The organism is Hyphomonas sp., assembly GCF_041398465.1.
Taxonomy (GTDB): domain Bacteria; phylum Pseudomonadota; class Alphaproteobacteria; order Caulobacterales; family Hyphomonadaceae; genus Hyphomonas.
Map to the genome: position 1 here is coordinate 309,025 of NZ_JAWKUS010000001.1, position 15,794 is coordinate 324,818.

Genomic DNA, 15,794 nt, shown 5'->3' on the forward strand with positions numbered 1-15,794 from the left:
GCGAGTGGAGGGCAAGTTCACGCGCGTGAACTAAATGAGGGAGCTGACATTGGTGTACAATTCTAACGCGGCACGCTTCGGCGTGCTTTCGTTGCTGTGCGCGGTATTTTCCGCGCCGGTCTTTGCGGATACGGGAACCAGCGCAGGCGACACAGCCTGGATTCTCACGGCCACCGCACTCGTTCTTTTCATGACCCTGCCCGGCCTCGCCTTGTTCTATGGCGGCCTCGTCCAGGCGAAGAACCTGCTCTCTGTCCTGATGCAGTGCATGGCGATCGCCGCGCTGATGAGCGTGGTCTGGCTGGCCTGCGGATACTCTCTCGCCTTCGGGCCGGGCGACGGCGGTATCATCGGCGGCTTCGCGAAATCCTTCGCCGGAGGCGTCACCGCCGCACCGCTGGACGGACAGGCCATCCCCGAGCCGTTGTTCATGATGTTCCAGATGACGTTCGCGATCATCACCCCGGCGCTGATCGTCGGCGCCTTTGTAGAGCGGGTGAACTTCGGCGCGATGCTTGTCTTCTGCGCGCTGTGGCTGTTGCTCTGCTATGCGCCCGCAGCGCATTGGGTCTGGGGCGGCGGCTGGCTCGCCGGCATGGGCGTCATCGACTTTGCAGGCGGTATCGTGGTGCACACGACCGCTGGCGTTTCCGCGCTCGTCTTTGCGCTGATCATCGGCAAACGGGCCCACTTCCCGCGTGACATGCACCCGCCGCACAGCCCCGGCTTCGTCATGCTGGGCGCGGCCATGCTGTGGGTCGGCTGGTTCGGCTTCAATGCCGGCTCCGCCCTCGGGGCAAACGGAGACGCCGCCCGTGCCATGCTTGTCACCCATACCTCCGCCGCGACGGCTTCGCTTGTCTGGATGGGCATCGAATGGGTCAGCTTCCGCAAGCCGACCCTTGTGGGTATCGCGACCGGCATGGTGGCCGGACTTGCCACGATCACCCCGGCAGCCGGGTCCGTCGGCCCGGCAGGCGCCCTCGTGATCGGCGCAGCCAGCGCGTTCATCTGCTATGGCGCCGTCGTGCTGATCCGCCAGAAGCTGAAGATCGACGACAGCCTCGACGTGTTTGCCGTGCACGGCGTCGGCGGCATTCTCGGCAGCCTCGCCCTTCCCTTCCTCGCCGCCTTCGGCCCGCTGGCGCCCGGTCTGTCGAAGCCGGTGCTCGCCCAGTTCGGGGTTCAGCTGCTGGGCGTCGTGGTCGTGGCGCTGCTTTCAGCCGTCGTGACGGCGGGCTTGCTCTACGCCATCCGCACCGTGATCCCGCTGCGGGTATCGCCTGAAGACGAGGAGGCCGGGCTCGACTCCGCCACGCATGGCGAGACGGCCTATCACCAATAGGCTGCCTTCCGCGCAACTTGACAGGGCGGGCGGGGCACAGCACGCCTGAAGGCATGACTGATACGGCTCCGCCCCCCTTCGAGACCGCCCCCGGCCTGTCTGGCCTGAAGGGCGTGCGCCACGGCTTTTTCGGCCGGAAAGGCGGCGTCTCCACCGGGCTTTATGCCGACCTCAATGCAGGGGCGGGCTCGAACGATGATCCTGCCGCCGTGGCGAAGAACCGCGAGATCATCCGCGCGGCCATGGGCGCCGATGCGCTCCTCTCCTGCCATCAGATCCATTCGGCAGACGTCGTTCACGTCACCGAGGCCTGGGACGAGGACCGCCCGCAGGCCGACGCCATGGTCACCACCATGCCCGGTCTCGGCCTTTGCATCCTGACAGCGGACTGCACCCCCGTCCTTTTCGCGGACGCCGAAGCCGGCGTGATCGGCGCGGCCCATGCCGGCTGGAAAGGCGCGCTTGGCGGCGTGCTGGAATCCACCATCGCCTCGATGACGGAGCTCGGCGCCCGGCCGGGCCGCATCCACGCCGCTATCGGACCGACCATCGGCCAGGCGAGCTATGAAGTCGGCCCGGAATTCCGCGATACCTTCCTCGAAGCCTCCCCGACCAGCGAACACCTCTTCATATCCGGCCAGGGAGACCGCTATCAATTCGACCTGCCGGCGTATTGCGCGGCCAGCCTCGTGGCGATGGATATTGGCCACGTGGCAAATCTCGATCTCGATACCTGCGCACTTGAAGATGGCTATTTTTCCAACCGCAGGCGTAATCATCGCGGTGAGCCGGACTATGGCCGAAATGCCTCAGTTATCGTGCTGACACCGTAAAAAGTTAAATTCTGTGCCAGAGTCCGGTTGCGACTCGCCGCGCCCTGTTACAAAAGCGTCGCCATCCGGGGCAGCACAGGGTCAAAGCCGACATGAAACTTCTCGCCTGCAACGCAAACCGCCCGCTGGCCGAAGCCATTGCCGACTATCTGGACATGAGACTGACCCGCTCGGAGGTGAAATCCTTCGCGGACCAGGAAATCTTTGTCCGAATTGACGAGAATGTCCGCGGGGAAGACGTCTTCGTCATCCAGTCGACCTCCCACCCGGCCAATGACAATCTGATGCAGCTGCTGATCATGATGGACGCGCTGCGCCGCGCCTCGGCCCGCCGCATCACCGCCGTGATCCCCTATTTCGGCTACGCCCGCCAGGACCGGAAGACCGACGGCCGCACGCCGATCTCGGCGAAACTGGTCGCAAACCTGATCTCGACCGCAGGCGCCGACCGCGTCCTGACGGTCGACCTGCACGCCGGCCAGATCCAGGGCTTCTTCGACATCCCGACCGATAACCTCTTCGGCAGCCCGGTGATGATCGACGACATCAAGGAACGCTATGGCAAGGACAAGCTGATCGTCGTCTCGCCAGACGTCGGCGGTGTGGTTCGCGCCCGCTCGCTGGCCAAACGCCTCGATGCAGACCTCGCCATCGTCGACAAGCGCCGCCCGGAGGCAGGCAAGTCGGAAGTGATGAACATTATTGGCGACGTCAGCGGCAAGCGCTGCATCATGCTGGACGACATGTGCGACTCAGGCGGCACGCTGGCCAACGCCGCGGCAGCCCTCAAGGAATCGGGCGCGAAATCGGTCTCGGCCTATGTCAGCCACGGCGTCCTTTCCGGCAAGGCCGTGGAGCGGATCGAGAAATCCGTGCTGGACGAACTCGTCATGACCGACACGATTGCCCCGTCCGACGCCGCGAAGAAATCGAAATCGATCCGCATCCTGCCGATCGCGCCGCTGCTGGGCGAAGCCATCCGCCGCATCGCAAACGAGGAAAGCGTCTCGAAACTGTTCGACCGCTAAACCCGGATCACCCGACACGAAAAAAGCCCGCAGCATCGCTGCGGGCTTTTTGTTTGAGCGTGGATCAGCCTTCGGTGCCGCCCTCGATGAATTCGTGTGGCGGAGCTGGCGGCACCGGAGGTTCAGGCAGGTCTATGGAGGGGACGGGCGGCTTTGGCGGTTTCGGCGGAACCGGGGCCTTGGCGCCTGCGGAGGATGTGATGAACAGGCTGTCTGCCAGGACCAGTCCTTCCTCCGCCTGCGGATCGACCGGCATACCAGCGCGAACGACCTCGAAGTGCAGGTGCGGACCTGTGGCCTGACCGGACTGGCCAAGCGCGCCGATGACATCACCCGGCTTCACCGTATCACCCGGTTTCACTTTCATGGATTTCAGCTGGGCAAAGCGCAGAAGGGTCTCCCCGCCAGCCTGCAACTCGACAAGGTTACCATAGGCACCCTGACTGGCCGCCGAGACAATCACACCCGCAGTGGGCGCATAGACCGGAACGCCTTCGGCCTCGGCAAGATCGACGCCCGCGTGCTGTTTCACTTCCTCCGTGATCGGGTGCAAGCGCATGCCGAAGGCGCTGGTCAGGCGCGCCTTGTCCAGAACGGCATGGCTGTAGGTGACATCTGCGCCGGGTGCAGCAGCCGCGCCCTTGATCAGCATGCCCTGGGCCAGGGCCAAAGGTGCAGCGCAGACAAGGGCAGCAGCCATGACAAGGCCAAGGCGGCGGGGGCGTTGTTTCTCGGTCAGCAATTGGTTGAGACGCATCTTCAGGGTTCCTTTCTTCCGGAGGATGAATGCCGCCACTGGCAGCACCGCCTCATCGCGCGACACGCGCGCAGCAGATGTAAGGGTCCGGGCATAGGCGATCCTGTCGCCGGTAAGCTCCACCGTTTCATCGTCGACAACCGCCTCCCGCCAGAAATCGAGCTGGCCGCGAATCCACCAGGCAAAGGGAGAGAACCAGAAGACATCCGCAATCAGGCGTTCCAGCGGCCTTGTGATCAGGTCACCCCGTTTCAGGTGCACGAGTTCATGCACGATGACCTGTTGCGCCCCTTCCCGGTTGATCAGTGCCGCCGGGACGTAGACGGAGCGTTTCAGGATACCCGCCAGGAACGGCGCGCCCCGCGGGATGACATGAACCTGCGGGGTGCGGGACAGGCCGACCGCCTCTGCCCAGTGTCCAATCGGCCGGTTCGTGCGCATGGCGTGGGCTTTCAGCCGCTGCAGGCGGATCTGGCTGATCCCCCACAGCAGGAAGCGAACAGCCCAGCCGGCGGCAACGATACCAAGGATCAGCGTCGCGGCATCCGGCAGGTTCATCGCCTGCGAAGGCGCGGCAGCAGCGATACCTTCGGCGGGCATCAGCGCCAACGGCTCCATCAGCGGCAGGTCGGCCAGCTGTGCCTCGACCCGGACGGGCAGACCCGGCAGGAAAAGCGACGCGGCGTAAGGCGCGATCATGACCAGCGCGGCGCCGCGCCAGATGGCCTGCGCCAGTTCCGGCGCGGGCTTCATGCGGCAGATGAGGCTGGCACCAGCCCAGACAATGGCGCTCCAGCCAAGGGCGATCAGGACGAGACCGAGCGGGCTCATGACTTGCGTCCCTTCGTTTCGTCTTCCGCGGCATTGATGATGGCGTCCAGTTCGTCCAGCTCGGCGTCTGAAAGATGCGGGCTCTCGGCAAACAGCGCCGCCGGGATCGGCCCGTCCATGTCCAGCACCTGCCGGGCGAGGTGGCGGACAAGGCCGCCCAGCGTCGCGGTCCGGTCCAGCGCGGCGGAGAAGACCGCCATTCCATGCACGTCGGCGCGAGTGACCCAGCCCTTCTCTTCCATCCGTGCGATGACGGTGCGCGTGGTGGAGGGTTTCCACCCCTGCCCCGGCCCGATGGCGTCGTGCACTTCACGCGCGCTCTGCGGCCCGGCAGACCAGAGGTGTTTCAGCACCGCGAGCTCTGACGAATTGGGTTGGGACATGGTGCCTCACTATGTTTGACACCGACTCACTACACTTGTAGCGCACTCGCGTCAAGTGACATGCGCACAAACGCAAACGACCCGTCTGAAGCGGGCCGCGTACATGGTGTATACATGGTCTTTATATGGTGTTTTTCATGGTCCGGAAGCGGACTTATTCCACCGTCCAGCCGCGCGGCGTGCGGCGGGCTTCCAGCGTCACGGTTTCCTGACCAGTGTCTTCCGTCCGGCGACGCGCACGGCGGCTGCCGGCGAATCGCATGACCAGAGCGGTCGTACCCAGAAGCACACCTGCGATCGCGGTCATCACGGCCACGATCCCTGCGGTCAGCACCAGCATCATCCCGATCATCACCTGAAGAAACAGGGCAAGCCCTGCCCGCAACGTGGCGGCAAAATCAAATCCGGCGGGATGGGGCGCTGTCTGGGTCATGGCAAAATCCTTTTGCACAACCAACATGGCGGCATCATGGCCGCCCGTCAACGAAAGCAGCGCGGCGCGTCACGGAAACGTGCAGACTGCTCAGGAATCGTGCCGGATCAGCAGGCCCCGCTCGGTGCGGATCTGCGCATAGGCCGCCGTGATCGCGGCGGCCTTGGCGTGGGCGGCATCCTCGAATTCGCGCGGCGCGCCCATCTGGATCACGCGGTCCGGATGGTGGTCCGCCATCAAACGGCGATAGGCCGCGCGGATGACATCGAACTCCGCATCGTGGGCGACGCCCAGCACGTGATACGGGTCATTCCGGTCCGGCCCCATATGGGCGGCCTTGATCCGGCGGAAGGTCGCTTCGCTGAAACCGAACGCCTCTGACACATTCTGCAGGTAGGTCAGCTCGTCCTGCGTAATGACGCCATCAGCGCCAGCGATCTGGAACAGGCCGTCCATCACCCCTTCCAGCAGGCAGGGCCGGTCGTGGTAGCGCCGCCCGATGCGGCGGGCATAGCCTTCGTAGCCGCGGACAGTCTGGCGGGCGAGATTGAACACCCGGCGCACATTGTCGGCCTCTTCCGGCGGAGCGCGGAAGACGCGGGAGAAGACCATGATCTCCTTGTCGGAGACGGTGCCATCCGCCTTGGCAAGCTTGGCACCGAGGCCGACAACCGCGGCGGTAAAGCCCACATCATTCGGGTCCGGCGCGCACGGAACCTCCCCCGGCTCGCGGGGTTCGTCGTCATGCGTGATGTCGGGGTCAAAAAGGCGTTTGCCGCCCTCAAGAAGTCGCGTCCACAGGCTCATTGTTGACGCCTTATAGCAGGATTTTGTGATCTTGGGAGGCCGCTCTGCTGACAAGTCTGTGAAGCCGTCTTGTCCCGCATCACTCCCCGGGGCCGGACCGGGCCGCCACGGCAGCTTTCAGGTCAGCCACTTCCTGTTGCAGCTGCTTCAGAACAGCCAGAATTTCATTGCGCGCGCCGTCAGCCTCTTCCCGCTCTTCCTCGAATTCCTCTTCCAGTTCCTCAAGTCCCTCTTCCAGAAGGGTTTTCTGCTCCGCTGCCAGTGAATCCACAACCAGGGCGATGAACAGGTTGAGGATCGCAAAACTCGCCACGAAGATGAAAATCAGGAAGAACAGCCACGCCATCGGGTGGCCGTCGTCGATCACTTTCTGCATGACCTCGAACCGCCAGCCATCCATGGTCATCACCTGGAACAGCGACAGGGCCGAGCTTGGCAGGTCACCGAACAGCTGGCGCACTTCCTCGGTTTCGGTGTTGCCGAACATGTTGGTCGCCATCACGGCGGCGACATAGGTGACCAGCGCCAGCACGGCGACGATGGCGCCCATGCCCGGCAGGGCCTTCAAGAGCGCCTCGGTGATCCGGCGCATGACCGGCACGACGTGCAGCAGGCGCAACACACGCAGCACCCGCAAGGCCCGCAGCACGCTGAACGCGCCGCCACCCGGGATCAGCGAAATACCGACAACGATGAAGTCGAACCAGTTCCAGCCGACCCGGAAGAACTGGAAACGGTAGACCACCAGCTTCAGCAGGATCTCCACTGCGAAAACATAGGTGATCCCGTGGTCCATGATCTCAAGTGCAAGGACCAGATCATGCGGCAGTGAATGCCGGTAGGTCAGGACACCCAGGATGGCTGCATTGAAGATGATGAGGCCAGTGATGAAACTGCGAAACCAGGGCCGCTCGATCGAGCGCTCCAGCGCAAAGTTCGCTGTGTCCTGATCGAGTGTCGCTCGCTTCATGCCGGTCCCCTGATCCTGCGGCCGCGCGGAGGCCGCCTGCCGCTTTGTGCCGTCAAAGCCCGGGCCTGCCAAGCCGCCAGCCTGGGGTCATTTCATGGCAGGCCGGTGACCTCACTCAGCCGAGGTCGTCGTGTCGGAGATGATCTTCCACTCACCGCCCATCTTGCGCAGGATCAGCGTGTAGAGCCCCCATGGCGTCCCTTCGCGCCCTTCCAGCTTCCACCGACCATGGGCGACAGCCGCATCCGTGCCCAGCAGCAGGATTTCATAGTCATCGGTCACCAGCGTGCCCATCGTCTCCGGGCCGCCATAGGTATTGTGGTAGCGGGCATTGGTCTCGTCCCAGCCGCGCGTGACATTGCCGCCGGAAGCGAACCGCAGCTCCGGCGATTTCCAGTAGCCATCCATGAAGCCGTCGATGTCGCCCCTGTTCCACGCGGCGTCCTGCGCATCCAGCATGGCCGTGATCGCGGCTATTTCCGTCTCGGCCTGAGAGGTTCCGGCAGCAATAGACGCCCCGGCCTGCGTCGTGCATGCGGTCAGAGGCAAAACGGCGACGGCAGCAGCAGCGAACAGATTTTTCATGAGACGGCTCCGGCATTTGAAGAAGAACGCCGAGCCTAGTGCGCGCCGGTCCGGGGGACCAGCCCTCTTCCCGCTCAGTCCCTGAACTCGCGGAGCATCATGCCCGCGGCAACCAGCCAAAGCCCGTTCGACATAAGGTCGATGCCCAGCAACAAGCCCAGCAGTGTCGCGGCAACCTCCGGCAGGTTCATCAGCACGAACACCGCCAGCAAGATCGAGATGGTTCCGCCGACAACCAGCCAGAGCCAGGGCCGGAACGGTCGCAGATTGGTGCCTGCCAGCACGAGGATTATGCCTTCCAGCATGAACAGGAAGGCGAGGATCAGCGTCAGGGACACCAGCCCGCCCAATACATTCGTTGCCAGCATGACGCCGAGCAGGATCTGCAAAACGCCCATGCCGAGGTCGAACCAGGACAGGCCGAACGGCGAGCGCAATGTGAATGCGACCTGCATCACGCCCAGCAGGATGAACAGGAACGCAACCAGCTGCAGCACAAACACAGAGGCGACGTAGGGGTTCATCAGAGCGAACACGCCGCCCAGCAGCGACAGCACCCCCATCGCCACATAAAGCCACCAATGTCCGCCGAGGCCTTCGGGCCGTTTCGGTTGCATCAGCTGTCTCCCTGATTTGCGGTCCGGGCCTCCCTCGACTGGCGCCACCATTCCAGAATGCTGAGCAGCACCGCCACGCCGCCCAGCCAGAAGGTTATGATGAAGACCGTATAATAGCCCTTTTGTTCGATGATCTCTCCGAGCCATGGTCGGCCCAGCGTTCCGATCAACATCGTCAGGGAGCCAAGCAGGGCGTACTGGACGGCCGCAAAGCGCGGGTTCACGACAGAGGTCAGGTACGCCACGATCGCGACACTGGCGAAGCCCCCGGCCAGGTTCTCACCGGCAATCGCCATCATCAGGCGCGCCAGCCGCGGGCCGGCATCCGCGCCATGCGCATCTGGCGAAATATCTGCTGCGATCGCAGCGAAGGCTCGCAGCGGCTCCCCCATATGGGTGAAATCGAGGAAGGCGTCGATCGCCGCCCCGCCCGCCGCAAGATCTGCAAACAGGAGGTTCGTCACCGCGGCCAGCACAGCCCCGGCCACGAGAACCGGCATGCGGCCAATAATGCCCATGACAACACCGCCAAGCGCGGCCCCGGCCATGATCATCAGGATGCCGAAGAATTTGGACGCGATCGCAACGTCGGCCGTGGAATGATGCAGCGCGCCGAAGCGGTCATCGAGATAGAACGGATAGGCAAAGGCGCCCCAGACCGCATCGGTGAACCGGTAGGTCAGCGCCAGCAGCAACACAAACAGCGCGCCCCAGCCGAGCCGGCCGATCAGGTCCATCAACGGATCGAAAATTGCCCGGAACAGCACACGGACCGTACGGGTCAACCGGCTTGTCCCCGGCGCATCGATCAGCACGGTGCCCGGCTCGCGCCCGTGCCTGAACAGCAGGGCTGCCGCGATGAGTGACGGGAACAGAACCGTGAAGGCCACAATGATGGGCCCCTGCTGGGTCACGAACGCCCGTGCACTTGGCGGCGGGTCCTGCGTCAGGGCCCCGAAGACGAACCACACAATCATGCACAAAGCGGTCAGCCAGCCGGCCGCGATGCCCCACGTCACGAGGTTCCGCTCCGACTCCGGCAGGTTTGACTGATAGCTCGGCCGGGCATTCGCCGGGTCGTCGGACTGCTCTGGTTCGGGCGCCACGAATGTGCCCGCCACCGCGAGCAACATCATCAGGGCGATCATGCCGTAGACCAAGGGCCAGCCAATATATCCGACCAGCAGCAAGGCGACGAAGCCGGTGACAAATCCGGACGCCCGATAGCCAAGCTGGTAGATGGCGGACATCAGATCCTTGTCTTCATCCGACCGCGCCACCTCGATCCGCCAGGCATCCAGTACGATGTCATGCGTCGCCGACAGGAGGGCCGCGCTGAGGGCGACCAGAGCAACCAGACCGATCGCATTTGCCGGATCGCTGAACGCCAGAATGGCAAGCAGGATGGCAATCGGTATCTGGAAGGCCATCAGCCACATCCGCCTCGGCCCCAGCCAGCGGATCGGGAATGACGCATCCTGGAAAGCAGGCGCCCAGAGATATTTAAAGGAATAGCCGAGTGTGATGATCGACAAGGTACCGATGGTCGATGGCTTGATGCCTTCCTGCGTCAGCCAGGCATTCAGCGTGCCAAGCACTGCGCCATAAGGCAGGCCAGCGGCGAAGGCGAGCATCAGCATCGCGGCCATGCGCCGGTCTTTCAGCGCCTTCAATGCCCTCAGCGCGCGCGGCTGATTGTGCTTCGCCTGCTCTGCGCTCGCGCTGGCTTGCGTCATGCGGCGCCGGCCTTGTCTGCAGCACCCGTCCAGCGGATGGCGAGTGCCCGCAAGGCCTGCGGTTCAATCGGCTTGGCGACCACTTCATTGGCCCCGGCTGTCTTTGCCTGACGCTCGATATCGCCGTTCACTTCAGCGGACACGGCAATCACCGGCACGTTCGAACCTTCGGCGCGCAACTGGCGCATGGCTTCGAACCCATCCATCTCGGGCATACGGAGATCCATCAGGACCAGGGCGGGATTCATGCTCTTCGCGGCCTCCAGCGCTTCAATACCTGTTGAGGCGACTGTGACGGTAAATCCGGCCGATTCCAAGGCGCGCCGTGCAATCATCGCATTGACCGGATTATCGTCCGCAATCAGCACGCGGCCTGCACCCGTCAACTTCTCCGGTTCATCCACCGGAAGGCCGCCCGCTTTCATCACGAACACGCGCTCAACCAGTGACGACGCCCTCAGCGGGCGCACCAGCCAGCCAGCACAGCCCATCGCCTTGAAACGTGCGATGGCACCCCGGTCTTCCGGACGCAGCACGATCAGCGCCGGTGCCTTGCGGGCAAGCGCGCGCACGGCCTCTTCAGGCTGCTCTGCCCCGATCAACAGCACGTCGACTTCCGGCGGGACGTATCCTGACGATACATCAATGCGCACAGGACAAGCAGAGGCATTCATCAACGCTGCCGTCGTCGACAAGCAAGTGGCGGGCGGCAAGCCGGCAAGACCCACAACTGCATCCAGGACCGGTAAGTCATGTGTTGCCGGCAAATCAGCCTTCTGAAGGGGCAGGCACACCGAGAAGCAGGTGCCAAGGCCCGGCTCGCCCGTAACTTCTATGTGTCCGCCAAGCAAATCTGTAAGACGCTTGACGATGGCAAGTCCGAGGCCGACACCCCCATCCTTGTAGGCGTCCTGCCGGCTGGTCTGGCGGAAGGCTTCGAACAGGCGCTCTCGATCTTCCGGAGCGATGCCGGGACCTGTATCGATAATTCGGTATTCCAACCCATCCTCATGAGCGAGGATATCCAGCAGGACAGCACCGGTTTCGGTGAACTTCAACGCATTGCCGACCAGATTGAACAGGATCTGGCGGATGCGGCCTGCATCGCCGGAATAGGACGGCATGGGCAGATCCGAGGCGCGCGCTGCTATGTCGAGACCGGCAGCGTGAGCACGGGGGCTCAGCAATTCGACGACCTCGCGGCCTAGACGGACCGGACAGAAGGCTTCGGTTTCAAGCTCGATTGCGGCGGCATCGAGGCGCGCATAGTCGAGCACGTTGTTCAACAGATCCAGCAGGCGCGATCCGCTGAGCCGGATGGCTTCAGCGTATTCCCGCTGGGAGGGTTCCAGTTCGGTTTCGAGCAATAGCGATACCGTGCCGAGAATCCCGTTCAGCGGCGTGCGGATTTCGTGGCTCGCGGCAGCGAGGAAAGTCTCTTCCGGGCGCGATTCGCCCGGCAGCAGGGGTGGCTTGGTCATGAATACATCCTGCAACAGACGCTTTAGGATTTGTTTAAATCCCCGGCGTGTTTCGAGGACGTTTTCCTAACGGGCCATGGCCTGCGCATTGACGCCTTCCCCCTGCCCGGCCGGACGCTGGCGGTAAGAAAGCGCCTCGGCGATGTGAACGCGGCGTACACTGTCAGATCCATCAAGGTCTGCAATCGTCCGGGCCACTTTCAGGACCCGGGAATAGCCCCGCGCCGTCAGGTTCAGGCGGCCCGCGGCATCGGCCAGCAAGGCGGCACCGGGCTCATCCGGCCGGGCGACCTGCTCCAGCTCCGGCAGCGGCGCATCCGCATTGACCGGACGGCGCGTGTCGTCGCCGCTCTCCCCGAACCGGTCGGCCTGAATATCCCGAGCCGTCGCGACCCGGGCACGCGCTTCAGCAGTGCCTTCCGCAGGCGGCGGAAGGGCGAGGTCCACAGCCGTGACGGGCGGGGTGTCATAGTAGAGATCTATCCTGTCCAGGAAGGGACCGGACAGTCGGGATTGGTACTGCTGGGCGCATTTCGGTCCACGCGTGCAGGCTGCCGCGCCCGGCCCGCCACCACAGCGGCAGGGGTTCATCGCCGCGATCAACTGGAACCGCGCCGGATAGCGGACATGCCGGTTGGCCCGGGCAACAACCGCCTCCCCTGCCTCCAACGGCTGGCGCAGGCTGTCCAATACGTGGGAGGGAAATTCCGGCAGCTCGTCCAGGAAGAGCACCCCGTGATGGGCGAGCGAGACTTCTCCCGGCTTCGCCTTGATCCCACCGCCAACCAGCGCCGCCATGGACGCCGAATGGTGTGGCGCCCGGAACGGCCGGGTGCGCGAAAGGCGCCCCCGTTCCAGCAGGCCCGAGATCGACTGGATCTGCGAAACCTCGAGCAGTTCCCGGGCGCTGAGCGGCGGCAAGAGGCCCGGCAGTCGCTGGGCGAGCATGGATTTGCCCGATCCTGGCGGACCGCAGAACAGGAGGTTGTGCCCACCCGCCGCGGCAATCTCCAGAACGCGCTTGGCACCCTCCTGCCCTTTCACGTCGCGCAGATCCGGGCCGGGCGGCGGCTCAGCCAGCAAACCGGCCTTCGGGGAACCGATCGCTTCACGCCCGGTGAAATGATTGATCAATGCGATCAGGCTGCGCGCAGCAACCACGCTGCCGCCAGCCCACGCGGCCTCTGCACCGCAGATTTCCGGACAGATCAGGCGCAAATCCATCGACTCGGCCGCCATGGCGGCTGGCAATACGCCAACCGTCTCACCCAAGCCACCATCCAGGGACAGCTCCCCAATCGCAGCGTAGCCTTCCAGCTGATCTGCTGGGATCACGCCCATGATCGTCAGCATGGCAAGTGCAATGGCCAGGTCGTAATGGCTACCCTCTTTCGGCAAGTCTGCCGGGGCGAGGTTCACGATCACCCGTTTGGGCGGCAGGGCGAGCCCCAAAGACGCAAAGGCGGCGCGTACGCGCTCTCGGCTTTCGCCAACTGCTTTGTCCGGCAGGCCCACAATGTGAAAGTTCGGATTTCCGCCCGTGAGTTGCACCTGAACATCGACGGGCTGCGCCTCGACGCCCTCAAACGCAAATGTGGTGACCCTGCAGACCATCGCCCGTTTCCCTTCCAGCGGGAAAAGGGTTAACACGCGGTCTCGAACAAATAAAGAACAAAATTGGGATCAGGCCGGCGCGCGGTCTTTGACCGCTTCCAGCGCTGCGTCGAGGACTTCCAGTCCTGCACCGGCCCGCGGCGCACGTTCCGACAGGGTGCGCCGCCAGAGGCGCGCGCCCGGCTGGCCATTGAACAGGCCGAGCATGTGACGCGTCATGCCGTGCAGGCCGACGCCCTCTTCCAGTCGCGATGCCATGTAAGGGCGGTAGGCTTCCACCGCGTCGAAGGGCGAGCAGACCTCCCCTTCCCCGAACAGAACCGCATCGACCTCACCAAGAATGGCCGGGGTCTGATAGGCCGCGCGGCCGAGCATGACACCGTCGAAACGCTGCAGGTGTTCCGCACACGCTGCAATATCAGGGATCCCGCCATTCAGGACGATCGTAAGGTCCGGCCGGGCTGCCTTCAGGTCTGCGACCAGGTCATAGTCGAGCGGCGGAATATCCCGGTTCTCCTTCGGCGACAGGCCTTTCAGCCAGGCCTTGCGGGCATGCACCGTGAAGATCTCACACCCGGCCGCGGAGACTCTTTCGATGAAGGTGAAGAGCGTCTCGCGGGCTGGCAGGTCGTCGATGGCGATGCGGCACTTCACGGTCACCGGAATGGACACTGCTGCCTTCATCGCGGCCACACAGTCAGCGACAAGATCTGGTTCCGCCATCAGGCAGGCACCGAACGCACCTGATTGCACACGCTCTGACGGGCAACCGCAGTTAAGGTTCACTTCGTCATATCCGAAGCTTTCGGCGATGCGCGCCGCTTCGGCCAGCTTCTGCGGTTCGCTCCCACCGAGTTGAAGCACGACGGGATGTTCTGCCTCGTCGAAGCCGATCAGGCGCTGGCGGTCTCCATGAATCACGGCATCCGCTGTCACCATTTCGGTCCACAGCAGGGCGCGTTTCGACAGGCACCGGTGGAACGCCCGGCAGTGCCGGTCGGTCCAGTCCATCATAGGGGCAACAGAAAATCTATAGGCTTGATTTATTTGCATTTTTTCAGTAGTTTCAAAGGGCTAAAACAAGAACGTGTGCACTTTTTTGGACCAATTTGCACACGCTTGTACCGGTTTTGATCTGTCTGTGCACACGGAGCGCACACGAAATGGCGACGATTGTAAAACTTCCCTCTGGGAGCTGGCGGGCCCAGGTGCGGCGAAACGGGCGGTATGTCTCGAAGAGCTTCAAGCGTCGCCGTGATGCGGACGGATGGGCCGTGGACATGGAACGCCGCATCGACCGCGGCGAAAGTGTCTCCAAAGCCCGTCCCAAACATCTCAATACGCTTTCTGATCTCGTCGACCTCCACATCGCGGACATGCACGAATCCCGCAAGCCCCTGCGCCGATCTAAGTCCTACTCACTCAACAAGCTGAAACTCGATATCGGCCACATGCGCATCGATCAGATTGATCGCGAAACCGTTGTCGAATTCGGGCGCAATCGATCTCATGAAGGCGCCGGACCTCCGACCATCGCAATGGACATATCCTATCTGAAGACAATTCTTCTGCATGCGAAGGCCGTGCATGGCGTCCATACACCTGTCGAGGAAATCAATCTTGCGCGTGTCGCACTCAATAGGCTCGGCCTGATCGGGAAAAGCCGGGAACGGGATCGCCGACCCTCGCAAGAGGAACTCGACGACCTGTTCAAGTTCTTCGACGCGAATGAGCGATATCGCGCTCCGATGAGCCGGATTGTTCGCTTCGCCATCGCAACGGCAATGCGCCAATCTGAGATCTGCTCAATCGAGTGGGACGACGTGGACATGCGGCGCCGCATCGTCACGGTCCGTGATCGGAAGGACCCCAGACAAAAGGATGGTAATCACCAGAAAGTGCCATTGGTGGATCTCACCGGCTATGACGCCTGGGAGATCATCAATGAACAACGCCGGGCCAGCAACAGAACCGGCCGAGTGTTCCCGCACAATCCGCGTTCAATCGGAACTGCTTTCAGGCGTGCCTGTGTCGACCTCGGGATTGAGGACTTGCACTTCCACGACCTACGCCATGAAGGAACAAGCAGGCTCTTCGAAGCAGGGTTGAAAATTCAACAGGTCGCTCTGGTCACAGGGCACAAGGACTGGAAGATGCTGAAACGCTATACGCACCTGAGTGCGGACTCGATTGTTGCGCTTGCGATGAGCCACTCAGCCTAGATGCCCCGACCAATTCAACTTCTTGGACATGGGGTTCCCCCCAGACGCCAAGCGCAGAACGGCGGCTTTTCCAAAGGCATGGCAAACATCACTTCTTACCTTCAGGGGCCATAGGCTGTTAGAGTAATAGGCTCGCGCACAGCAGTATGAAT

At 63.1% G+C, this 15,794-nt stretch carries 15 protein-coding genes; 4 read left to right on the plus strand and 11 right to left on the minus strand.

Annotated features, from left to right (window positions below):
* Positions 1–49: 49 nt before the first annotated feature.
* The 3 genes from R3C98_RS01460 to R3C98_RS01470 all read left to right on the plus strand — a co-directional run bounded on the left by R3C98_RS01460 (position 50) and on the right by R3C98_RS01470 (position 3,206).
* A complete protein-coding gene (locus R3C98_RS01460) occupies positions 50–1,345 on the plus strand; it encodes an ammonium transporter (protein WP_371312343.1) in 1,296 nt (431 codons plus the stop codon).
* Between the two features lie 53 nt (positions 1,346–1,398).
* On the plus strand, positions 1,399–2,178 hold the full coding sequence (pgeF, locus tag R3C98_RS01465; RefSeq protein ID WP_371312344.1) for a peptidoglycan editing factor PgeF: 780 nt from the start codon (positions 1,399–1,401) through the stop codon (positions 2,176–2,178).
* Between the two features lie 92 nt (positions 2,179–2,270).
* Positions 2,271–3,206 carry a ribose-phosphate pyrophosphokinase gene (locus tag R3C98_RS01470; RefSeq protein ID WP_371312345.1) on the plus strand — a complete coding sequence of 312 codons (936 nt, stop codon included), beginning with the start codon at positions 2,271–2,273 and terminating at the stop codon, positions 3,204–3,206.
* A gap of 64 nt (positions 3,207–3,270) precedes the next feature.
* Here the strand turns inward: R3C98_RS01470 and R3C98_RS01475 are convergent, their stop codons facing one another.
* The 11 genes from R3C98_RS01475 to dusA all read right to left on the minus strand — a co-directional run bounded on the left by R3C98_RS01475 (position 3,271) and on the right by dusA (position 14,473).
* Positions 3,271–4,794, minus strand: a complete 1,524-nt coding sequence (locus R3C98_RS01475; RefSeq protein ID WP_371312346.1) for a peptidoglycan DD-metalloendopeptidase family protein — start codon at positions 4,792–4,794, stop codon at positions 3,271–3,273.
* Positions 4,791–5,177: a BlaI/MecI/CopY family transcriptional regulator gene (locus R3C98_RS01480; protein WP_371312347.1), complete on the minus strand. Its 387-nt coding sequence runs from the start codon at positions 5,175–5,177 to the stop codon at positions 4,791–4,793. Before R3C98_RS01480 ends, R3C98_RS01475 begins: the two co-directional genes overlap by 4 nt.
* 154 nt (positions 5,178–5,331) lie before the next feature.
* Complete coding sequence (locus R3C98_RS01485; protein ID WP_371312348.1) at positions 5,332–5,610, minus strand: hypothetical protein; 279 nt, start codon at positions 5,608–5,610, stop codon at positions 5,332–5,334.
* Positions 5,611–5,700: 90 nt separating this feature from the next.
* Positions 5,701–6,417, minus strand: a complete 717-nt coding sequence (locus tag R3C98_RS01490; protein WP_371312349.1) for a TerB family tellurite resistance protein — start codon at positions 6,415–6,417, stop codon at positions 5,701–5,703.
* Positions 6,418–6,496: 79 nt separating this feature from the next.
* Positions 6,497–7,387, minus strand: a complete 891-nt coding sequence (locus R3C98_RS01495) for an ion transporter (RefSeq protein ID WP_371312350.1) — start codon at positions 7,385–7,387, stop codon at positions 6,497–6,499.
* Between the two features lie 111 nt (positions 7,388–7,498).
* Complete coding sequence (locus R3C98_RS01500; protein WP_371312351.1) at positions 7,499–7,972, minus strand: DUF4440 domain-containing protein; 474 nt, start codon at positions 7,970–7,972, stop codon at positions 7,499–7,501.
* 74 nt (positions 7,973–8,046) lie between these two features.
* On the minus strand, positions 8,047–8,589 hold the full coding sequence (locus R3C98_RS01505; RefSeq protein ID WP_371312352.1) for an HdeD family acid-resistance protein: 543 nt from the start codon (positions 8,587–8,589) through the stop codon (positions 8,047–8,049).
* Positions 8,589–10,325: an MFS transporter gene (locus tag R3C98_RS01510; RefSeq protein ID WP_371312353.1), complete on the minus strand. Its 1,737-nt coding sequence runs from the start codon at positions 10,323–10,325 to the stop codon at positions 8,589–8,591. The genes R3C98_RS01505 and R3C98_RS01510 overlap by 1 nt, the downstream gene beginning before the upstream one ends.
* Complete coding sequence (locus R3C98_RS01515; protein WP_371312354.1) at positions 10,322–11,806, minus strand: response regulator; 1,485 nt, start codon at positions 11,804–11,806, stop codon at positions 10,322–10,324. Before R3C98_RS01515 ends, R3C98_RS01510 begins: the two co-directional genes overlap by 4 nt.
* 66 nt (positions 11,807–11,872) lie before the next feature.
* Positions 11,873–13,420: a YifB family Mg chelatase-like AAA ATPase gene (locus R3C98_RS01520; protein ID WP_371312355.1), complete on the minus strand. Its 1,548-nt coding sequence runs from the start codon at positions 13,418–13,420 to the stop codon at positions 11,873–11,875.
* A gap of 69 nt (positions 13,421–13,489) precedes the next feature.
* A complete protein-coding gene (gene dusA, locus R3C98_RS01525) occupies positions 13,490–14,473 on the minus strand; it encodes a tRNA dihydrouridine(20/20a) synthase DusA (protein ID WP_371312356.1) in 984 nt (327 codons plus the stop codon).
* A 227-nt stretch (positions 14,474–14,700) separates the two neighbouring features.
* Here dusA and R3C98_RS01530 point away from each other — a divergent pair, with 227 nt between their 5' ends.
* Positions 14,701–15,642 (plus strand): site-specific integrase, encoded by a 942-nt coding sequence (locus tag R3C98_RS01530; protein ID WP_371312357.1) that lies wholly within the window; start codon positions 14,701–14,703, stop codon positions 15,640–15,642.
* Positions 15,643–15,794: the final 152 nt, after the last annotated feature.

What these genes read in the sequence shown, in the direction of transcription:
- R3C98_RS01490 (WP_371312349.1), bottom strand. Translation starts at nt 6,417, where the DNA reads ATGAGCCTGTGGACGCGACTTCTTGAGGGCGGCAAACGCCTTTTTGAC.
- dusA (WP_371312356.1), bottom strand. Translation starts at nt 14,473, where the DNA reads ATGCAAATAAATCAAGCCTATAGATTTTCTGTTGCCCCTATGATGGAC.
- R3C98_RS01495 (WP_371312350.1), bottom strand. Translation starts at nt 7,387, where the DNA reads ATGAAGCGAGCGACACTCGATCAGGACACAGCGAACTTTGCGCTGGAG.
- R3C98_RS01485 (WP_371312348.1), bottom strand. Translation starts at nt 5,610, where the DNA reads ATGACCCAGACAGCGCCCCATCCCGCCGGATTTGATTTTGCCGCCACG.
- R3C98_RS01530 (WP_371312357.1), top strand. Translation starts at nt 14,701, where the DNA reads ATGGAACGCCGCATCGACCGCGGCGAAAGTGTCTCCAAAGCCCGTCCC.
- R3C98_RS01500 (WP_371312351.1), bottom strand. Translation starts at nt 7,972, where the DNA reads ATGAAAAATCTGTTCGCTGCTGCTGCCGTCGCCGTTTTGCCTCTGACC.
- R3C98_RS01480 (WP_371312347.1), bottom strand. Translation starts at nt 5,177, where the DNA reads ATGTCCCAACCCAATTCGTCAGAGCTCGCGGTGCTGAAACACCTCTGG.
- R3C98_RS01520 (WP_371312355.1), bottom strand. Translation starts at nt 13,420, where the DNA reads ATGGTCTGCAGGGTCACCACATTTGCGTTTGAGGGCGTCGAGGCGCAG.
- pgeF (WP_371312344.1), top strand. Translation starts at nt 1,399, where the DNA reads ATGACTGATACGGCTCCGCCCCCCTTCGAGACCGCCCCCGGCCTGTCT.
- R3C98_RS01475 (WP_371312346.1), bottom strand. Translation starts at nt 4,794, where the DNA reads ATGAGCCCGCTCGGTCTCGTCCTGATCGCCCTTGGCTGGAGCGCCATT.
- R3C98_RS01510 (WP_371312353.1), bottom strand. Translation starts at nt 10,325, where the DNA reads ATGACGCAAGCCAGCGCGAGCGCAGAGCAGGCGAAGCACAATCAGCCG.
- R3C98_RS01470 (WP_371312345.1), top strand. Translation starts at nt 2,271, where the DNA reads ATGAAACTTCTCGCCTGCAACGCAAACCGCCCGCTGGCCGAAGCCATT.
- R3C98_RS01515 (WP_371312354.1), bottom strand. Translation starts at nt 11,806, where the DNA reads ATGACCAAGCCACCCCTGCTGCCGGGCGAATCGCGCCCGGAAGAGACT.
- R3C98_RS01505 (WP_371312352.1), bottom strand. Translation starts at nt 8,589, where the DNA reads ATGCAACCGAAACGGCCCGAAGGCCTCGGCGGACATTGGTGGCTTTAT.